Genomic DNA, 18,059 nt, shown 5'->3' on the forward strand with positions numbered 1-18,059 from the left:
GGCGCGGTGGTGTATAGATGTGCGGATGGCAACCGTTGTGTCCATCCAGTCCGCCGTCGCGTACGGTCACGCCGGCAACTCGTCAGCCGTGTTCCCTCTGCAGAGGTCAGGTGTCGACGTGTGGCCCGTCTACACCGTCAACTTCTCGAACCACACGGGCTATGGCGCGTGGCGGGGTCCCCTCATCCCCGCCGACGACGTGTCCGAGGTGGTCCGCGGCATCGACGAACGCGGGGTGCTCGGGCAGGTCGACGCCCTGCTGTGCGGTTACCAGGGCACGCCGGAGGTGGGTCGCGTGATCCTCGACACGGCGGCGCTGATCCGGCAGCGGAACCCCGACGCGGTGTTCTGCGCCGACCCCGTCATGGGCGACGTCGACCGTGGCTTCTACGCGCGGCCCGGCATCCCGGAGTTCTGGCGCGACCACGTCGTCGAGCGCGCCGACATCATGACCCCCAACCTCTTCGAGCTGGAGTTCCTCACGGGCCGCTCCACCGCCACGACCGCCGACGTGTTGGCGGCCGCCGAGGCGCTGCGCGCACGCGGGCCGCGCGTCGTCGTCGTCACCTCGGTCGTCGGGGCGGACGCCTCCGACGACGTGATGCGCATGATCGGCGTGGGTCCGGACGGCGCCTGGCAGGTCGAGACGCCCGTGCTCGATCGGAAGTTCACCGGGTCGGGGGATCTCACCACGGCCATGTTCCTGGCGCACTGGCTGCGTACCCGCGACGTCGGTGAGGCGCTGGGGGCCACCGCGTCGATCGTCTACTCGGTCCTGGAGGCCACGACGGCGGCGGGCCACCCCGAGCTGCGGCTGGTGGCCGACCAGGACGACATCGTGTCGCCCAGGTTCCGCTTCACGGCCGAACGGCTGGAGAGCTAGTCAGGCGTCGTTCTGCGGTGTGCCCCAAAAGACGTTGATCGAGGCGCCCAGCTTGTTGAGCCGCTGGGGCAGGTCCTCGTAGCCGCGGTTGATGACGTAGACGTCCATGAGGTTGGTGGTGCCCCGAGCGGCCATGGCCGCGAGCAGGAGGCACACCGCGGGGCGGAGGGCGGGGGGCGACTCGATCTCCCGGGCCCGCCACTTCGTGGGGCCCAGGATGAGCAGGCGGTGGGCGTCCATGAGCTGGATGTTGGCCCCCAGGTCGGCCAGCTTCTTGAGGTGGATGGCCCGGTTGTCGTAGACCCAGTCGTAGATGACGCTCTGGCCCGTCGCGGTGGCGCAGATGACCGCGAAGAACGGCAGGTTGTCGATGTTGAGGCCGGGGAAGGGCATCGGGTGGATCTTGTCCAGCGGCGCCACGAGATCCGACGGCACCACCGTCACGTCGACGAGGCGGGTCCTGCCGTTACGGCTGCGGTACTCCGGCGAGAGCTCGAGCCGCTGACCCATCTCGTCGAGGACGGCGAACTCCACCTCGAGGAACTCGATCGGGCACCGGCGCACCGTGATCCCCGAGCGCGTGACGATCCCGGCAGTGACGAGACTCATCGCCTCGATCGGATCCTCCGAGATGTGGTACTCCACGTCGGCCTCGAGGTGGTCGCGCCCACGCACGGTCAGGGTGGTGGTCCCGATGCCGTCGATGTCCACGCCGAGTTCCTGCAGGAAGAAGCACAGGTCCTGCACCATGTAGTTGCCCGACGCGTTCCGCAGCACGGTCACACCCGGGGCGCGGGCAGCCGCCATGACGGCATTCTCCGTGACAGTGTCGCCGCGTTCGATCAGGGTGATGGACCGCTCTACACCCTCGATGGGCTGCACGGTGGCGTGGTAGTTGCCCTCCGTGGCCTCGACCGTGAGACCCATCTTGCTCAGCGCGGACATGTGTGGATGCACCGTCCTGGCCCCCAGGTCGCAGCCGCCGGCGTAGGGGAGCAGGAACTGCTCGAACTCGTGCATGAGCGGGCCCAGCAGCATCAGGATGCTGCGCGTGCGCTTGGCCGCCCGCGCGTCGATGGTCTCGGGTGTGAGTGTCCCGGGTCGGACGATCTCCAGGTCGTTGTCGCCGATCCAGGTCAGTCGCACCCCGATGGAGGTGAGCACCTCGCTGATCCGGTCCACCTCCTCGATGCGCGCGATGCCGCGCAGCACGGTCCGGCCCTGGTTGAGCAGGCTCGCGCAGAGGATCGCCATGGCGGCGTTCTTGCTCGTGCGCACATCGATCCCCCCGCTGAGCCTCGTGGGCCCCTGGATCTCGAAGTTGACGTTGCCCTGGGTGGCCGTCTGGATGAGGGGCATGTCCAGCGCCTCGGCGAGGCGGTTGATCATGCTGAGGGACAGGTTCTGCTGACCGTTCTCGATGCGGTGCACCGCGCTCTGGACGGTGCCCAGTTCGTCGGCCAGCCGCTGCTGCGACCACCCGCGGGCCAGCCGCGCCTCCCGGATCATCCTTCCGATGGACTCACTCGTCGCACTCATCCGGCCAGACTATCTCATGAGTGAGATGGGCCATCGGTTTTGCTGGCAGACGGCCCGACGCGCGGCGACGCGTCGCACTACAGTGGGCGCCATGAGCTCTGATTTTGACGTCGTCGTCCTCGGTGCGGGCCCTGGTGGGTACGTCGCCGCCATCCGCGCCGCGCAGCTGGGGCTGCGCGTGGGCATCATCGAGAAGAAGTACTGGGGCGGTGTCTGCCTCAACGTCGGGTGCATCCCCACGAAGTCGCTGCTGCGCAACGCCGAACTGGCGCACATCTTCACGCATGAGGCGGGCACGTTCGGCATCGAGGGCCAGGTGACGTTCGACTACGGCAAGGCGTACAGCCGGAGCCGTCAGGTTTCGGACCGGATGACCAAGGGCATCCACTACCTCATGAAGAAGAACAAGATCACGGAGATCGACGGGTGGGGAACGTTCGTCGACGACCACACCATCCGCGTCGCCGGCAACGACGGCCAGGAGCGCACGGTGACCTTCACCAACGCCATCGTCGCGGTCGGTGCCACGACCCGCCTGCTGCCCGGGACAACGCTGTCGGACAACGTCGTGACCTACGAGGAGCAGATCCTCTCCGATTCGGTGCCGGACTCGATCATCGTGGGCGGTTCGGGGGCCATCGGCACCGAGTTCGCGTTCGTGCTCAGCCAGTACGGCGCGAAGGTCACCATCGTGGAATACCTGGACCGCATGGTCCCCACCGAGGACGCCGAGGTGTCGGCGGAACTCGCCAAGGCGTACAAGAAGCTCGGCGTCACCGTGCTCACCTCGACGAAGGTCGAGAGCATCGAGGACACCGGCTCGGGGGTGCGGGTGACCGTGAGCCCGGCGGCCGGCGGCGAGCAGCAGGTCCTCGAGGCGGACCGGTTCCTGTCGGCCATCGGCTTCGCCCCCCGGACGGAGGGCTACGGCCTGGAGAACACCGGCGTGGCGCTGACCGAGCGTGGCGCCGTCGCGATCGACGAGTACATGCGCACCAACGTCGCGCACATCTACGCCATCGGCGACTGCACGGGCAAGATGATGCTCGCGCACACCGCCGAGGCGCAGGGTGTCGTGGCCGCCGAGACCATCGCCGGAGCCGAGACCCAGCCGATCAACTACGACATGATCCCGCGCGCCACGTACTGCCAGCCGCAGATCGCCTCCTTCGGCTACACGGAGCAGCAGGCCCGCGACAAGGGCTTCGACGTCAAGGTCGCCAAGTTCCCGTTCGCGGCCAACGGCAAGGCGTGGGGGCTCGGCGAGGGGACCGGGTTCGTCAAGGTCGTGGCCGATGCCCGCTACAACGAGATCCTCGGCGCGCACATGATCGGCCCGGACGTCACGGAACTGCTGCCCGAGTTGACCCTGGCGCAGGCGTACGACCTCACGGCCGACGACGTCGCCCGCAACATCCACGCCCACCCGACGCTGTCCGAGGCGCTGAAGGAGGCCGTCGAGGGCATCGCCGGCCACATGATCAACTTCTGAATCATGGACGACTCGTTCTCGCTGCGCGGACGCGTCGCCGTCGTCACGGGCGCCTCCCAGGGGATCGGCCGTGCCGTCGCGGTGGCCCTGGCCCAGGCCGGGGCACGGGTGGGCTGCGCGTCACGCAGCGGGACGAGTGCCGAGGCAACGGTCGCTGACATCCGCGCGCTGGGAGGTGAGGCGGCACCCGTGGCGTGGGACGTCCGAGACCGGTCCGCCGCCGCCACGGCGATCGCCGAGGTCGAACGCGCGCTCGGGCCGGTGGACCTCGCGGTCAACAACGCCGGCATCGGTGCGGGTACGCCGGCCCTCGAGATCACGGAGCCGCTGTGGCGGGAGGTGTACGCCACCAACGTCGACGGCCTCTTCTGGGCCTGCCAGGCGGAGGCCCAGGCCATGCTCGCCCACGGGCGCGGGGGAGCGATCGTCAACATCGCCTCCATCTCCGGACACATCGCGAACCGCAACCTCACCCAGGCGCAGTACAACTCCAGCAAGGCGGCAGTCATCCACCTCACCCGTTCCCTGGCCGTGGAATGGGCGGGCCACGGGATTCGCGTGAACTCCGTGAGCCCCGGGTACGTCGCCACCCCCATGAACCAGCGCGCCGAGGTCGCGGACCTCGTGGCCGAGTTCGCCGACACCACGCCGATGGGTCGCCTTGCGCGGCCGGAGGAGGTCGCGGGTCCTGTCGTGTTCCTGCTCGCGCCCGCGGCGAGCTACGTCACCGGCGCGGACCTCCTGGTCGACGGAGGCTACTGCTGCTGGTGATCCGGCTAGGGTGGCTTCATGGAGCAGCGCAACGTCGGCACCTCTGATCTCCGCGTGAGCGTCGTCGGGATGGGATGCAACAACTTCTCCCGCCCCAGGACCGCGACGGAGAGCCTTGAGCACAGCATCCGCGTCATCCACGCGGCCGTCGATCACGGCATCACCTTCTTCGACGGGGCGGACATCTACGGCGGCAGCCCCGGGCAGAGCGAGGAGTTCCTCGGCGAGGCGCTGCACAACCGGCGCGACCAGGTGGTCATCGCCACCAAGTTCGGCCATCAGGACTTCGCGATGCCGGGCGCTGACGCCTGGGGGCCGAAGGGGGCGCGCCGCTACGTGCGCTCCGCCGTCGAGGCCTCCCTCCGCCGGCTCCGGACCGACCACATCGACCTGCTGCAGATGCACACCCCGGACCCGGAGACTCCGATCGAGGAGACGCTCGCGATCCTGACGGACCTGGTCGGCGAAGGCAAGGTCCGCTACATCGGCCACTCGAACTTCTCCGGCGCGATGGCCCGCGAGGCCGCGGACATCTCGCTGGCGGAGGAGTACGAGTCGTTCATCTCGGCGCAGAACGAGTACTCCCTGCTCTCGCGGGACATCGAGTTCGACCTGCTACCTGCCGCCGTCGAGCTCGGCCTGGGCGTCTTCCCCTACTTCCCCCTCGCCAACGGCCTGCTGACCGGCAAGTACACCGCCGACGGAGGCGGCCAGGGCCGCATGCGCACCATCAAGTCGGCCCAGCTGGGCGACGTCGACTGGGACCTGCTCGACAGATACCGGGAGCTCTGCGACGACGCGGGCGTCCCGATGCTCCACGTCACCTTCCAGTGGCTGCTGAGCCGCCCCTCGATCTCGTCCGTCATCGCCGGGGCGACCCAGGTCGACCAGGTGGTGCAGAACGCCGCGGCCGGCGAGGCCCAGGTGCCGCGGGCTCTGCTGGACGCCGTCGACGAGCTTTTCGCTCCCTGAGCTCAGCTGACGAACAACGGATCGCCGGCGGTGACGTCGCCGACGGCGGCGTCACTGATGCTGTCCGGCGCGGCATCCATGACCACGACCACGACGGTGGTGTCCATGTCCGGGTCCGTGATGGTCGCGGGATCCCAGCTGACCACCGGAGCGCCCGCCGCCACGGTGGCGCCCTGCTGCCCGTGGACCTCGAAGCCCTCGCCGGCCAGGCGCACCGTGTTGATGCCCACGTGCACGAGGATGCCGGTGTCGCCGCCCACGAGGACGATGAAGGCGTGCGGGCTCACCTTGAGCAGGACCCCGTCGACGGGGGAGACGACGGTCTGACGGCCGGCCCGGGGGCGGATGCCCACCCCGGGCCCCACGGTCTGCGCGCTGAAGACCGGATCCGGCACCTCAGCCATGGGAACGACGCTGCCGGCGCACGGCGCGAGGATCTGCATCACACACACTCCTTCGGATGTCGATGACGATGCGAGACTATCGCCGTTGCCACCGCAGCGGGGCGTGTCCGGACCCTTGACCGCGCCCGGCGCGACGATCAGCCCTTGCGACCGCCGCCCTTCCCCTTGGTGGGGGCCGGGGCGGTGGTCGGTTCGTCGGCCACGCCGTCGGTGTCGAGCGCGACGGACCGGAAGATCTGGCCGCTGAGCCAGCCGGAGTAGATGCGGTCGCCGTGCACGACGATCGAGGTGCCGAACACGTCCGTCGCGATCAGCCTGGACTCAAGGGTCACAGGGTCCACGCGGACCACAGAGGTACCGGCGAGATAGAACAGCACTCCCTCGGGATCGACGTAGAAGTCCGTGACCGCGGCGCCGGCGTCAACGCCCGCCGGGTAGGTGAGGAGGCGCTCGTCGCCGCCGACGACATAGCGCGGCGTGAACGACTTGGCGTAGACGTACCCGTCCGCGAACCGCTCAAGGAGTCGCGGATGCTCGGTGTGGGACTGGAAGGGGTTGGTCATCCACGCCGCGCCGTCAAACGTGAAGGTGCCCGGGACTTGCGCCAAGCCGGTGACAACGGCACCGTCCACAGTGACGACACCGGAGTAGAACCGCGAGTAATCGCCGACCATGGGATCGCGATGCTGCAGGGAGGCGGTCCAAGTGGCGCCCCCGTCGATGGAGCGGGCGGCGACTCCGGCTTGCCCCACGCCCGTCACGGTCTTCGCACCGAAAGCCCACACGGCGCCGTCGGATTCCACCGCCACGTCAAACGTGTGGAACATGTGCTGGCCGTCGGCGATGTTGCGCCAGGCCCCTCCCTGGTTGGTGGCCACACCGGAGCCGGTCGTGGTGTGGTTGCTGGGGTCGGTCATGGGGATCCAGAGCGACCCGTCGGGGGCGCGACGTACGACGTCGAACGCCTCAGTTCCCAGGAGGTGGGGGACTCCCCAGGTCCCAGAGGCGAGGTTCAGGGGAACGGCCGCGACCCTCCCCTCCGGGACCGTGAACGAGTCGGCGTTGTAGTTCCAGTCGCCGTAACCGGCCACAAGGTTGCCAGCTGAGTCGACGTTCATGTCGGTGATCGTCTGGCCGATCGGGCAGAGGCGAGTGGTGTCCGTCGCCTTCAGAGGCTCGCAGTAGGTGCCCCCGCTGACGACGTTGGGGGCGTAGATGTCGAACGCCGTCCGCGACGCCATCGGGTGAGTGGCGTACAAGGTCATGCCGGCAGCCAACGGGGAGGCTGAGCGGACCTTCGGCGCGGCATCGGCCGGGCCGACCAGGGGCGCGGTGAGGGCGGCGGCTGCCACGACGGTGGCGGCCAGGCGGGTTCTGAGCATGGATGTTCCTTGGGGTGGGGGGAGGAGGGTCAGCCGTTGAAGGCGATGACGTTGTTGAAGACCCAGCGGTCCTCGTAGCGGTAGTTACCGTCGCGGTAGACCGGCACGCGGGAGCGGATGAACGCGCGGCACCCGTTGTCCCCGGTCCATTCGTCGCCGCACGACGTCTTCCACGACCGACCGCCGGAGGTGAAGGTGCCCGTGTTGGCGAGCGGGTTGGATCCCCAGCTCGCCCGGGTGGCCGGAAGGTACGACAGGTTGTTGAACACCCAGTTCCAGCGCGTGCTCCATCCGGTCCGGGTCTGGACGACCTCGGTGGCCCAGATGTAGGCGAAGCAGCGCTCTGTGGTGCTGTAGGGCTCGCACCGCGTGAACCACTTCCGTCCGCCCGAGGTCGCGTAGCCAGGGTTGTAGTAGACGCCCGTGGGCCGCGGCTGCTCGACGGCGGGTGCCGTGGGAGCGCTCGGCGCCGGTGCCTGGTCCGCGGCGTTGGTGAGGTGGCCGGCGTAGCCGACGGGCAGCCACTCCGTCAGCGCCCACGGGAAGGCGTTCTGCTTCAGCCCGTTGATGCGCGCGGACAGGACGGGATCCGTCTTCCACGGGTTGACCCCGTCGCCCATGCCGTAGGGGTGCTCGAAGTTCAGAGCCATCACGAAGGCGTTGCGGTCCGCCACGATTCCGCCGTACTTCTTCACCGCCCGCATCACCGCGGCCATCGTCGGATCGATGGCGTTGGCCTTGACGTAGGCGTCGACGTCGAAGCCGCGGGGGAACGTGAACACCTGCCCGGCAGCCGGTGCGGCCGGAAATGCGGCGGGGTCGAGCCCACCGTCGGTCTGCTTCGCCGGGAAGGAGATGGTGCCCTTGAGATAGTCGGGGAAGGTGACCGAGACCATGTGGTTGATCTCGCCCCGGCGCACCTCTTCGGCACCGATCTGGGTCAACTCATTGCTGATGCCGATGACGGAGCTGGAGCCGGTGAGATAGCCGAGCCAGTAGTTGTCCGGGCCGGCCGTCCTGGTCGTGGGGTCGCCGTACCAGTAGCCCGAGGCGGCGAAGTGCCACTCGTTGCCGCTGGTGCCGCCCTTGGTGACGCCGTAGTAGCCGCGCATGATGCCGGTGGCGACGTCGAACGTGGCGAACGCTCGGTCCCCGCCGTCCGAGGGCTTGGCCCAGGTCGGGATGGGGAGCCGCCCCGTGGTCACCTGGACCAGGCGCGGGAAGTTCACCACGCGGGCGTCGGTGGAGACGAAGGTGGCGAACCACTGGTGCGGGTTCGACGAGTCGACGGTGTAGATCGGGATGTTGTCGTGCGCGTGGACGCCGCCGCCGACGTTGACCCCCATCCGCAGCCACGGATCGAGCGTGTCGGGTAGGTACTTGCGGGGGAGTGCGTCGGAGACGAACTTGGCGATGGCGGCGGAGTTGGTGGCGCGGGGAGCCGACCCCACCAGGCGCGTGGCCATCGTGCCCTCCGCCACGTAGTGGTCCGGATGCAGCGGCGACCAGCGCTGGACCGCGGCCAGATCCGCGGCGGTCTTGCCCGGGTCGACCGCCGCGACGACAGGCTTTCCGGAGGCGTCGGGGGTCGAGAAGCAGTGTGGACCGACGGCGATGCCGGAGGCCGGCGGCACGTAGTCGAAGCCGTTGTACACGCAGCCGCGCGCGGAGTCGACGCCCGAGGCGATCCCGCTGGTCTCGGCCTGCGCGGGCAGCGCCGGCGTCAGCGCGGCGAGGGCGACTGCCACGGTCGCCCAGAGGGTCAGGAGTCTCGTCACGGGGGGACCGTAGACCCCGCTGGCAGGACCGTTTGCCCCGATCGACACCGGACGACCCAGCTGTGAACACAAGTTAGTCAGCAGTCGGGCCGAAGGTGACCATCACCGCCGACGAACGTCCAGTTCGTCGGCGACCGAAGGTGAGGGCGGCCCCGACACGTCCCCACCCCGCAGGGCTAGGGTCGCGGTGTGAACCGCGTCCATCCCGTCGTCCTGGTGCTGGTCGCCATCGCCTCCGTCCAGTTCGGCGCGTCCCTGGCCAAAGGCGCGTTCGACCTCGCGCACCCGGCGACCCTGGCCTTCCTCCGCGGGGCCATCGCCAGTGTCGTGTTCATCGCGATCGCGCCCCCACGCCTCTCCGGACGATCGCGGAGGGACTGGGCCGTCGCGGCCGGGTACGGCGTCTGTCTGGCGGGGATGAACGCGCTGATCTACCTCAGCTTCGCGCGGATCCCCGTCGGGCTGGCGGTCACCCTCGAGTTCGTCGGGCCCTTGGCGCTCGGGGTGCTGGGATCCCGCCGCGCGGTGGATCTCCTGTGGGTGGCGCTCGCCGCCGTCGGCGTGGTGCTCCTGGGCGCCGGACCGACCGCGCACGACCCCGTCGGCATCGCGCTGGCGTTGGGAGCCGGCGCCCTGTGGGCCGCCTACATCGCGCTCGCCGGACCGCTGGGCCGCCGTTGGCAGGGGGCGACGGGGCTCACCGTCGGCAGCGCGTTCGGCGTCCTCCTGTTGGCCGGTCCCGGCCTCGCCCTCGCCGACGGGGCGTGGCGCGACCCTCGCGTCCTGGGAGTCATGGCCATGGTCGCCCTGTTGAGCACCGTCATCCCGTACGGGCTCGAACTGCACGCGCGCCGCTCGATCTCCGCGGGGACGTTCGGGGTGCTCATGAGTCTCGAGCCGGCCGCCGCGGCGCTGTTCGCCTGGCTGGTCCTGGGAGAATGGCTGCGCCCGCTGGAGTGGCTGGCGATGGCCGCGGTCATCGCCGCGTCGGCGGGCGCGATCCGGACAGCGGCGACGAGGAGGGCACGTGGCCAGATCACCGTCGGGAACACCCGCGTTGAAGGCGCTTGATCAAGCAGGCGCCGGCTATCGCGTACACGAATATGTGCACGACCCCAGGGAGCGGAACTTCGGGCTCGAGGCCGCGGCGGCGCTCGGCGTGCCCGCCGGGCGGGTGTTCAAGACGCTCCTCGCCACTGACGGCACCCGCCTGGTCGTGGGAGTGGTCCCCGTGGACCACGCGCTCGATCTCAAGGCACTGGCCGCCACCCTCGGCGCGAAGCGGTTGGCCATGGCCGATCCCGCCGCCGCGGAGCGCGCCACAGGCATGGTGGTGGGCGGCATCAGCCCGGTGGGGCAGAAGCGGGCGCTGCCGACCGTCGTGGACAGCTCCGCGCGACGTCACGACACCATCTTCGTCTCGGGCGGGCGGCGCGGCCTCGACGTCGAGCTGACCCTCGAGGACCTGGTCAGGGTGACCCGGGCGCTGGTGGCCCCCATCTCCGCCGGGTAGTCTCGCGCCATGAGCGACGAGACGACCGTGACCAGGAACGACGCCCGCAACCGCTATGAACTGCGGCTCGGTGACGAGCTCATCGGACGGGTCGACTACCGGATCGATGGCGACGTCATGGACATGTATCACACGGAGGTGGACCCGGCGCACGGGGGCAACGGCTACGGCAACCGCCTCGTCGCCCACGCCGTCGCGGACGCGGCCGACACCGGCCTGATGATCCGGCCGACCTGCCCGTTCATCGCCACCTACCTCGACCGGCACCCGGAGTACGCCGACCTGCGCGCCTGACGCCCGAGGTGACGGGGCGCCCCCGCCAGGGGCAGAATGGCCTTGTCCTGTCAGCACATCCGAGGGAGACCCGATGAGTGGAGTCATCACCGTCCGCCGTACCGACGACGCGGAACAGGTGACGCTGACCACCACGACGACGGGTCTCGACCTGTTCGGCGACGACCGCACCGTCGTCGCGATGCGGGTCGCCGGTGAACTGCGCGACCTCGCCCGCGAGCTGAACGACGGCGACGTCGTCGAGCCCGTCACCATCGACAGCCCGGAAGGGCTCAGCGTGTTGCGCCACTCGGCCGGCCACGTCACCGCCCAGGCCCTGCAGAGCCTCCACGTCGACGCGAAGCTCGGGATCGGCCCGCCGATCACCGACGGCTTCTACTACGACTTCGCCACGGACGCGCTGACCCCCGAGGACCTCAAGGCCATCGAGAAGAAGATGGGCCAGATCGTCAAGGAACGGCAGCGCTTCGTGCGCCGCGTCGTCAGCGACGAGGAGGCCCGGAGCGAGCTCGCGGCCGAGCCCTTCAAGCTCGAACTCATCGCCGACAAGGGGTCGTCCACGGACGCCGACGGATCCAGCGTGGAAGTGGGGGCCGGCGAGCTCACCATCTACGACAACGTCCGCCGGGACGGTTCGGTCGCCTGGAAGGACCTGTGTCGCGGTCCCCACATCCCGCACACCGGATACCTCGGCAACGGCTGGGCGCTGACCCGCACGTCGGCCGCCTACTGGCGCGGCGACCAGCGCAACACCGCCCTCCAGCGCGTGTACGGCACCGCATGGCCGTCGAAGGACGACCTGCAGGCCTACCAGCACCGCCTCGAGGAGGCCGCCAAGCGCGACCACCGCAAGCTCGGCGTGGAGCTGGACCTGTTCAGCTTCCACGAGGTCGTCGGCTCCGGCCTGCCCCTCTTCCATCCCCGCGGCGGCGTCATCAAGCGCGCCATGGAGGACTACGTGCGCACCCGACACATCGAGGAGGGCTTCGACTACGTCGGGACGCCGCACATCGCCAAGGAGGACCTCTTCTACACCTCGGGGCACCTGCCGTACTACGCCGACGGCATGTTCCCGCCCCTCCTCGAGGACGCCGAGCGTGACGAACACGGGGCCGTGGTGCGAGGCGGGCAGGCGTACCGCCTCAAGGCGATGAACTGCCCCATGCACAACCTCATCTTCTCCTCGCGCGGCCGCTCGTACCGCGAGCTCCCTCTCCGGTTCTTCGAGTTCGGCACTGTCTACCGCGACGAGAAGTCCGGCGTGGTGCAGGGCCTCACCCGGGTGCGCTCGATCACGCAGGACGATTCGCACAGCTACTGCGCGAAGGAACAGGCCCCCGACGAGGTGCGCCACCTGCTGCGTTTCATCCTGTCGCTGCTGACGGACTTCGGCCTGACGGATGTCGCGCTCGAGGTGTCCACCCGCGACGAGGACGGCCGCAAGGCGGACAAGTTCATCGGGTCGGACGAGCAGTGGGCCGAGGCCACCGCCATCCTCGAGGCCATCGCGCACGAGTCCGGTCTGCCCGTCGTGGCGGATCCGGGCGGCGCCGCCTACTACGGGCCCAAGATCTCCATCCAGGCCAAGGACGCCATCGGCCGCACATGGCAGATGTCGACCATCCAGTACGACTTCAATCAGCCGGAGCGGTTCGAGCTCGAGTACACGGCGTCCGACGGCAGCCGGCAGCGGCCCGTGATGATCCACTCGGCCAAGTTCGGGTCCATCGAGCGCTTCATGGGCGTCCTCATCGAGCACTACGCGGGGGCCTTCCCCGCGTGGCTGTCGCCGGTGCAGGTGGTCGCGGTCCCCGTCGCGGCGGAGTTCAACGACTACCTCGACGGCGTCGTCGCCCGGCTGCGGGCCGCGGGCGTCCGGGTCCAGTTCGACGACTCCGACGACCGATTCGGCAAGAAGATCCGCAACGCCGCGAAGGAGAAGGCGCCGTTCGTGCTCATCGCCGGCGGCGACGACCGGGACGCCGGCGCGGTCTCGTTCCGGTTCCGCGACGGCTCACAGCGTAACCAGGTGCCTGTCGACGAGGCCGTGGCGCACATCATCGACATCATCGGCTCGCGCACGAACAGCTCACCCAGCGCCGATGCCTGAGGTGGAGTCCACGGACGCTCTGGCGGGCGTCCCCGACGCCTTCCAGCGCCTGTGGACGCCGCACCGGATGGTCTACATCCAGGGAGACCTCAAGCCGACGCACCCGGGGGAGTGCCCCTTCTGCAGCGCACCGCGGCGCGAGGACGCGGACGGGCTCGTCGTCGCGCGGGGGACGTACGCCTACGTGGTGATGAACCTGTTCCCGTACTCGCCCGGGCACCTGCTCGTGTGCCCATACCGGCACCTGAGCGACTACCCGGACCTGACGCCCGAGGAGACCGTGGAGATCGCGCAGCTGACCCAGCGGGCGATGCGGGTGATCCGGCGCGTCTCCGGGGCGCAGGGATTCAACATCGGGATGAACATGGGCGAAGTGGCCGGAGCGGGTATCGCGATGCACCTGCATCAGCACATCGTCCCGCGCTGGACGGGGGACATGAACTTCCTGCCCATCGTGGCCCGGACGAGGGCCCTGCCCCAGCTGCTGGGGGATGCCCGGGACCTGCTCGCCGCCGCCTGGGAGGAGTGACGTGTCCCTCTCGCTGCTCACCTGGCGGGTGGGCCGGAGGGTCACGCGCCGCACGGCCGATCTCCTAGCCCGCCTCGCCGCCCCGGTGATCAATCTCCGCCCGCCGGCGCCCGTGCGCGCCTGGGAGCGGACCATCCTGCAGGCCACCGGGCAGGCGCCGACGCGACGGCAGCGGCGCCTGATGCTCGAGAACTGGCTGCGCAACACCCTGTGGTCGCTCGGGCTGGCCGGCTGGTCCGCCCAGGACATCGTCGACTCCGTCGTGATCACTGACCGCGACGCGGAAAAGCTGCGTTCATCCGCCGCCGGGCCGGGGCTGGTCGTGGCGCTGCCGCACATGGGCTCCTGGGACTGCGCGGGTGCCTGGGCCGCCCGGACCGGGCTGCCGGTGGTGAGTGTCGCCGAGCGGCTGCCCGACGGTCTCTACGAGCGGTTCCGCGACGCGCGCGCCGCCATGGGCATCACCGTCTACCCCGTGGACGAACCCGAGGTGCTGGACCGGCTCGCTGAGGACGTGCGCGCGGGACGCCTGGTCTGTCTGGTGAGCGACCGCGCCCTGTCCAGCCACGGGGTCACCGTCGACTGGCCGGGCGGCGACCAGGTCCGGATCACCGTGCCGGCCGGCCCCGCGCTCCTCGCGCTGCGCACCGGCGCCCACCTCCGGGCCGCCACCACCCGGTTCGAAGGCAGGCGGCTTCGGATCGACGTGTCGGACCCCATCGAGGGCACCGAGGTGACCGAACTCCTGCACGGCGTCGTGGCCCACTTCGCCTCCGCCATCCGCGAGAGCCCGGAGAATTGGCTCATGCTGCGGAAGGCGCTGCGATGACCCCGCTGCGCGTCGCGCTCGTGTGCCCCTACTCGCTGGATACGCCAGGGGGCGTCGCCACCCACGTCCTGGGGCTCGCACGGTGGCTGCTGGAACAGGGACACGACCCCGTCGTCGTCGCGCCGGGGGAGCAGGAGGTCGACCGCGGCGTGCCGGTGGTGCTGCTCGGTCCGGCCCACGCCTTCCGCTTCAACGGATCCGTGGCCCGACTGGCCGTCTCCCATCGGCAGCGTGTCATGGCGGTGAGAGCCGTGGCCGACGCCGACGTCGTCCACGTGCACGAGCCCCTGACGCCGGGGGCGGGGTACGCGACGGCTCGCGCGTCGTCGGCGCTGGTCGTGACGCATCACGCCAGCTTCGACCCCGCCCACCTCGCCACCACCTTGCGATTGCGCGCCTCCCGCCTGCCCGCCGACCGGATCTCTGTCGCCGTGTCCGCCGCGGCGGCGGCGACGGCCCGCGCCGCCATCGGCTACGAGCCGCTCATCATCCCCAACGCCATCACGATGCCGTCCCCGGCCCCGGCCCGCCCCGCGGGACGGCCGTTGGTGGTCTTCCTCGGCCGTCAGGACGAGCCGCGCAAGGGCTATCCGCTCTTCGCGGCTCTGGCCCAGTCGGTGCCTGAGGCGGACTTCGTGGCGATCGGCCCGGGAGGTCCCGGGGCGACCGGGGTGCGCGAACTCGGCCGGCTCGACGACCGGGCCGCGGCCGAGATCCTGGACCAGGCCACGGTCCTGGTCGCGCCGAACCGCTTCGGCGAGTCCTTCGGGCTGATCCTGCTGGAAGGCCTTGCCCACGGCTGCGCCGTGGTCGCGAGCGACCTGCCCGCGTTCCGCGCCGTCGTCGACCATCCCGGGGTGATCTCCTGGTTCCCCGTGGACGACGTGGTGTCCGCCCGTGCCGCGCTCCGCCGTCGGCTCGACGCCCCCCCGCCGCCGGCCGCGGCCCGGGCCCTCGCCGAGCGCTACAGCTGGGACCACGTCGGGCCGCGGATCGTCGAGCTCTACGGGCGCGTGACCACGCGTGCCACCGGGGCTGACGTAGGCTGAGCGGGTGGAGACTCAGCCCCCCGTCCCGGCCTGGGACACCGAGGCGGTCCTCACGGTGCCCAACGCGCTGTCGTTCATCCGGCTGCTGGGCATCCCGGTCTTCTGCTGGCTCATCCTCGCTGGACACGACGTGGCGGCCGTCACCATGCTCGCCCTGTTCGGGGTGACCGACTGGTTCGACGGGCACCTCGCCCGCTCGCTCAAGCAGCGCAGCCGCCTCGGAACCCGGCTCGATCCGGTCGCGGACCGCCTGTACATCCTGGGAGCGGTCGTCGTCCTGCTGATCCGGGGGATCGTGCCCTGGTGGTTCGTCGTCATCCTCGTCGCGCGCGACCTCATGCTCGCCGGGCTCATCCCCGTGCTGCGCCGGCACGGGATGCTCGCCCTCCCCGTCAACATCGTCGGCAAGGCCGGCACGATGCTGCTGCTGCTCGCGCTGCCCCTCATCCTGTTGGGCGCGCCCTCGTCCCTCGACCTCACCTGGGCGCACTGGGCCGGATGGACCCTCGGGGCACTCGGAGCCGCCGTGTACTGGGCCGCCGGCATCCTGTACGTGCGGGAGACCGTCCGCTTGAACCGGAGCGGCGTGTGAGGCGTCCCGACGCCAGCATGAGCCTGCTCACGGACGTGGCCGAGGGCGCGCTGGAGCCCGAGTATCGCGTCGCGGTTCCCGGCGGGCCGACGCGGCTGCCGCTGCTGGTGGCGGTCACCCTCATCGTCGCCCTGGTCACCGTCGCGCTGCTGCAGACCACGCGAGGCGCCGGCGCCGAGGCCGATCAGCGCGCGGACCTGCTGGACCGGGTCGCGACCGCGCGCGCCCGGCAATCCGACCTCGCCGAGCGGGCCGCGGCCCTCGAGCAGGAGGTCCGCGAACTCGGCGAAGAGGCGCTGGGGGACCCGACGCAGCGCGAACGCCTCGGCGCCGTGGAGACGGCGGCCGGCGCTGTGCCCGTCGCCGGCCCCGGCATCATCGTCACCGTCGACGACGCGGCCGAGGGCGGTACGGACAACGGCCTCGTGCTGGACAGCGATCTGAGCCGGCTCGTCAACGGTCTCTGGCAGGCAGGGGCCGAGGCCGTGGCGATCAACGGCCGGCGGATCACCACACTCACCCCGATCCGCGCGGCGGGGGCGGCCATCACGGTCGACTTCGTGTCCCTCAGCCCGCCCTACCGCGTCGAGGTGATCGGCGACCCCGCGACCATGCAGGCGCGCTTCAACCAGACCCCTGCCGCCGCCTGGTGGCAGTTCATCACGGCCAACTACGGCCTGACCATGACCATCGAGCAGGCCGACGACGACCTCGTCCTGCCCGCCGACCCCGGCATGGCGATCCGCTACGCCACCACAGACTGAGGAGCTCACACCAGTGTTCGCGATCCTGGGACTCATCGCCGGAGTGGCCGTGGGCCTGCTGCTGCAACCCACCCTGCCACCGGTCCTCGCGCCCTATCTGCCGATCGCGATCGTGGCGGCCTTCGATGCGATCCTCGGCGCGACCCGTGCCTACCTGGAGGGCATCTTCTCCGACCGGGTGTTCCTGGTGTCGTTCCTGTCCAACATCATCATCGCCGGGCTGATCGTCTTCGTGGGCGATCAGATCGGGGTCGGGTCGCAGCTGTCGACCGGCGTCGTCGTCGTGCTCGGCATCCGCATCTTCACCAACGCCGCCGCGATCCGGAGGGCGCTGCTGCATGCCTGATCCCGCCCCCGAACCTCGCCGCGCGACGGACGCGCCCCCGCGACGACTCCTGCGGGACTTCCTGCGCCCCAGCAGGGGCCAGTTCGTCGCCGGTGTCGCGCTGTTCCTGACCGCGCTCATCGTCGTCCTCACGCTGCGCTCCCAGGCCAACCAGCCGGAGTTCGCCAACGTCCGCCAGGCCGATCTCATCCAGCTGCTCGACAACGTCACCGCGGAGACCCGGCGCCTGGAGGAGGAGGTGCGCACGCTGGAGCAGGCACAGAGCGAACTGCTCAGCGGCGTCGATCGCGACGAGGCGGCCCGGCAGGAGGCCGAGCGGCGGCTCGAACAGGCGCAGATCATCGCCGGGACGGTCGCGGTGTCGGGGCCGGGCGTCCGGCTCGAGATCCAGGATCCGGGAGCCCGGGTGAGCGCCGAACTGCTGCTGGACGCCGTCGAGGAGTTGCGGGACGCAGGCGCCGAGGTGATCGAACTCAACGACTCGGTGCGGCTCGTGATGAGTTCCTGGTTCGGCACCGACGACTCAGGGCGGTTGACGGCCGACGGCGTCGCGCTCGAGGCGCCCTACGTCATCGAGGCCATCGGCGATCCGGCGACGCTGGAGGCTGGCGCCCGATTCCGCGGCGGCCTCGTCAGCGAGGTGGAGGGCGAGCGCGTCGGTGGCCGCGTGCAGATCACGCAACTCGACGAGGTCAGCATCACCACCGTCGTCGAACCGGAGGACAACGAGTTCGCCACACCGCGCTGATCCACTTGTCAGAGGGTGATAAGTTCCTCAGGGTAGCGTTGATCCGTAGAGATCGAGCCTGACC

19 protein-coding genes are annotated in these 18,059 nt (G+C 70.2%); 15 read left to right on the forward strand and 4 right to left on the reverse strand.

The window, feature by feature from the left end:
- Positions 1–25: 25 nt before the first annotated feature.
- On the forward strand, positions 26–883 hold the full coding sequence (pdxY, locus tag BCR15_RS06840; protein ID WP_068751427.1) for a pyridoxal kinase PdxY: 858 nt from the start codon (positions 26–28) through the stop codon (positions 881–883).
- Here the strand turns inward: pdxY and BCR15_RS06845 are convergent, their stop codons facing one another.
- Positions 884–2,422 (reverse strand): helix-turn-helix domain-containing protein, encoded by a 1,539-nt coding sequence (locus tag BCR15_RS06845; protein WP_068751428.1) that lies wholly within the window; start codon positions 2,420–2,422, stop codon positions 884–886. It lies immediately after the preceding gene.
- A 91-nt stretch (positions 2,423–2,513) separates the two neighbouring features.
- Here BCR15_RS06845 and lpdA point away from each other — a divergent pair, with 91 nt between their 5' ends.
- From lpdA to BCR15_RS06860, 3 genes are read left to right on the forward strand one after another with little or no spacing between them, the layout of a single operon-like run.
- Positions 2,514–3,914 (forward strand): dihydrolipoyl dehydrogenase, encoded by a 1,401-nt coding sequence (gene lpdA, locus BCR15_RS06850; RefSeq protein WP_068751429.1) that lies wholly within the window; start codon positions 2,514–2,516, stop codon positions 3,912–3,914.
- Positions 3,915–3,917: 3 nt separating this feature from the next.
- The gene (locus BCR15_RS06855; protein WP_068751430.1) at positions 3,918–4,685 is read left to right on the forward strand and encodes a glucose 1-dehydrogenase; all 768 of its coding nucleotides are present in this window, start codon (positions 3,918–3,920) and stop codon (positions 4,683–4,685) included.
- Positions 4,686–4,703: 18 nt separating this feature from the next.
- A complete protein-coding gene (locus tag BCR15_RS06860) occupies positions 4,704–5,657 on the forward strand; it encodes an aldo/keto reductase (RefSeq protein WP_068751431.1) in 954 nt (317 codons plus the stop codon).
- A 2-nt stretch (positions 5,658–5,659) separates the two neighbouring features.
- Here BCR15_RS06860 and BCR15_RS06865 read toward each other — a convergent pair whose 3' ends face one another.
- From BCR15_RS06865 to BCR15_RS06875, 3 genes are all read right to left on the reverse strand, one after another.
- Entirely contained in the window at positions 5,660–6,100 is a 441-nt protein-coding gene (locus BCR15_RS06865; RefSeq protein ID WP_068751432.1) for a PTS sugar transporter subunit IIA, read from the reverse strand.
- A 98-nt stretch (positions 6,101–6,198) separates the two neighbouring features.
- A complete protein-coding gene (locus BCR15_RS06870) occupies positions 6,199–7,443 on the reverse strand; it encodes a beta propeller repeat protein (RefSeq protein WP_068751433.1) in 1,245 nt (414 codons plus the stop codon).
- Positions 7,444–7,472: 29 nt separating this feature from the next.
- A complete protein-coding gene (locus tag BCR15_RS06875; RefSeq protein WP_068751434.1) occupies positions 7,473–9,221 on the reverse strand; it encodes a hypothetical protein in 1,749 nt (582 codons plus the stop codon).
- Positions 9,222–9,410: 189 nt separating this feature from the next.
- On the opposite strand from BCR15_RS06875, the gene BCR15_RS06880 reads away from it, so the two are divergent.
- The 11 genes from BCR15_RS06880 (at position 9,411) to BCR15_RS06930 (ending at position 17,995) form a co-directional block, all read left to right on the forward strand.
- Complete coding sequence (locus BCR15_RS06880) at positions 9,411–10,292, forward strand: EamA family transporter (protein WP_068751435.1); 882 nt, start codon at positions 9,411–9,413, stop codon at positions 10,290–10,292.
- Positions 10,293–10,326: 34 nt separating this feature from the next.
- On the forward strand, positions 10,327–10,734 hold the full coding sequence (locus tag BCR15_RS06885) for an aminoacyl-tRNA deacylase (protein ID WP_305113106.1): 408 nt from the start codon (positions 10,327–10,329) through the stop codon (positions 10,732–10,734).
- 9 nt (positions 10,735–10,743) lie between these two features.
- Positions 10,744–11,028 carry a GNAT family N-acetyltransferase gene (locus BCR15_RS06890; protein WP_068751436.1) on the forward strand — a complete coding sequence of 95 codons (285 nt, stop codon included), beginning with the start codon at positions 10,744–10,746 and terminating at the stop codon, positions 11,026–11,028.
- A gap of 73 nt (positions 11,029–11,101) precedes the next feature.
- Entirely contained in the window at positions 11,102–13,138 is a 2,037-nt protein-coding gene (gene thrS / locus BCR15_RS06895; RefSeq protein ID WP_078919554.1) for a threonine--tRNA ligase, read from the forward strand.
- On the forward strand, positions 13,131–13,667 hold the full coding sequence (locus BCR15_RS06900; protein ID WP_068751437.1) for an HIT family protein: 537 nt from the start codon (positions 13,131–13,133) through the stop codon (positions 13,665–13,667). Before thrS ends, BCR15_RS06900 begins: the two co-directional genes overlap by 8 nt.
- Before the next feature lies 1 nt (position 13,668).
- Positions 13,669–14,496, forward strand: coding sequence for an LpxL/LpxP family acyltransferase (locus tag BCR15_RS06905; RefSeq protein ID WP_068751438.1), 828 nt, complete (start codon positions 13,669–13,671; stop codon positions 14,494–14,496).
- Positions 14,493–15,545, forward strand: coding sequence for a glycosyltransferase family 4 protein (locus BCR15_RS06910; protein ID WP_068751439.1), 1,053 nt, complete (start codon positions 14,493–14,495; stop codon positions 15,543–15,545). The genes BCR15_RS06905 and BCR15_RS06910 overlap by 4 nt, the downstream gene beginning before the upstream one ends.
- A 4-nt stretch (positions 15,546–15,549) precedes the next feature.
- On the forward strand, positions 15,550–16,137 hold the full coding sequence (locus BCR15_RS06915; RefSeq protein ID WP_068751440.1) for a CDP-alcohol phosphatidyltransferase family protein: 588 nt from the start codon (positions 15,550–15,552) through the stop codon (positions 16,135–16,137).
- A 17-nt stretch (positions 16,138–16,154) separates the two neighbouring features.
- Positions 16,155–16,901: a DUF881 domain-containing protein gene (locus BCR15_RS06920; RefSeq protein ID WP_068751441.1), complete on the forward strand. Its 747-nt coding sequence runs from the start codon at positions 16,155–16,157 to the stop codon at positions 16,899–16,901.
- 13 nt (positions 16,902–16,914) lie between these two features.
- Positions 16,915–17,247, forward strand: a complete 333-nt coding sequence (locus BCR15_RS06925; RefSeq protein WP_068751442.1) for a small basic family protein — start codon at positions 16,915–16,917, stop codon at positions 17,245–17,247.
- Positions 17,240–17,995: a DUF881 domain-containing protein gene (locus BCR15_RS06930; protein WP_068751443.1), complete on the forward strand. Its 756-nt coding sequence runs from the start codon at positions 17,240–17,242 to the stop codon at positions 17,993–17,995. Before BCR15_RS06925 ends, BCR15_RS06930 begins: the two co-directional genes overlap by 8 nt.
- The last annotated feature ends 64 nt before the right edge of the window (positions 17,996–18,059 follow it).

Source organism: Tessaracoccus lapidicaptus (genome assembly GCF_001693815.1).
Taxonomy (GTDB): Bacteria; Actinomycetota; Actinomycetes; order Propionibacteriales; family Propionibacteriaceae; genus Arachnia; species Arachnia lapidicapta.

Bases quoted from the DNA above. Each gene is read 5' to 3' on its own strand.
- pdxY (WP_068751427.1), top strand. From the start codon at position 26: ATGGCAACCGTTGTGTCCATCCAGTCCGCCGTCGCGTACGGTCACGCC.
- BCR15_RS06845 (WP_068751428.1), bottom strand. From the start codon at position 2,422: ATGAGTGCGACGAGTGAGTCCATCGGAAGGATGATCCGGGAGGCGCGG.
- lpdA (WP_068751429.1), top strand. From the start codon at position 2,514: ATGAGCTCTGATTTTGACGTCGTCGTCCTCGGTGCGGGCCCTGGTGGG.
- BCR15_RS06855 (WP_068751430.1), top strand. From the start codon at position 3,918: ATGGACGACTCGTTCTCGCTGCGCGGACGCGTCGCCGTCGTCACGGGC.
- BCR15_RS06860 (WP_068751431.1), top strand. From the start codon at position 4,704: ATGGAGCAGCGCAACGTCGGCACCTCTGATCTCCGCGTGAGCGTCGTC.
- BCR15_RS06865 (WP_068751432.1), bottom strand. From the start codon at position 6,100: ATGCAGATCCTCGCGCCGTGCGCCGGCAGCGTCGTTCCCATGGCTGAG.
- BCR15_RS06870 (WP_068751433.1), bottom strand. From the start codon at position 7,443: ATGCTCAGAACCCGCCTGGCCGCCACCGTCGTGGCAGCCGCCGCCCTC.
- BCR15_RS06890 (WP_068751436.1), top strand. From the start codon at position 10,744: ATGAGCGACGAGACGACCGTGACCAGGAACGACGCCCGCAACCGCTAT.
- thrS (WP_078919554.1), top strand. From the start codon at position 11,102: ATGAGTGGAGTCATCACCGTCCGCCGTACCGACGACGCGGAACAGGTG.
- BCR15_RS06900 (WP_068751437.1), top strand. From the start codon at position 13,131: ATGCCTGAGGTGGAGTCCACGGACGCTCTGGCGGGCGTCCCCGACGCC.
- BCR15_RS06910 (WP_068751439.1), top strand. From the start codon at position 14,493: ATGACCCCGCTGCGCGTCGCGCTCGTGTGCCCCTACTCGCTGGATACG.
- BCR15_RS06920 (WP_068751441.1), top strand. From the start codon at position 16,155: ATGAGCCTGCTCACGGACGTGGCCGAGGGCGCGCTGGAGCCCGAGTAT.
- BCR15_RS06930 (WP_068751443.1), top strand. From the start codon at position 17,240: ATGCCTGATCCCGCCCCCGAACCTCGCCGCGCGACGGACGCGCCCCCG.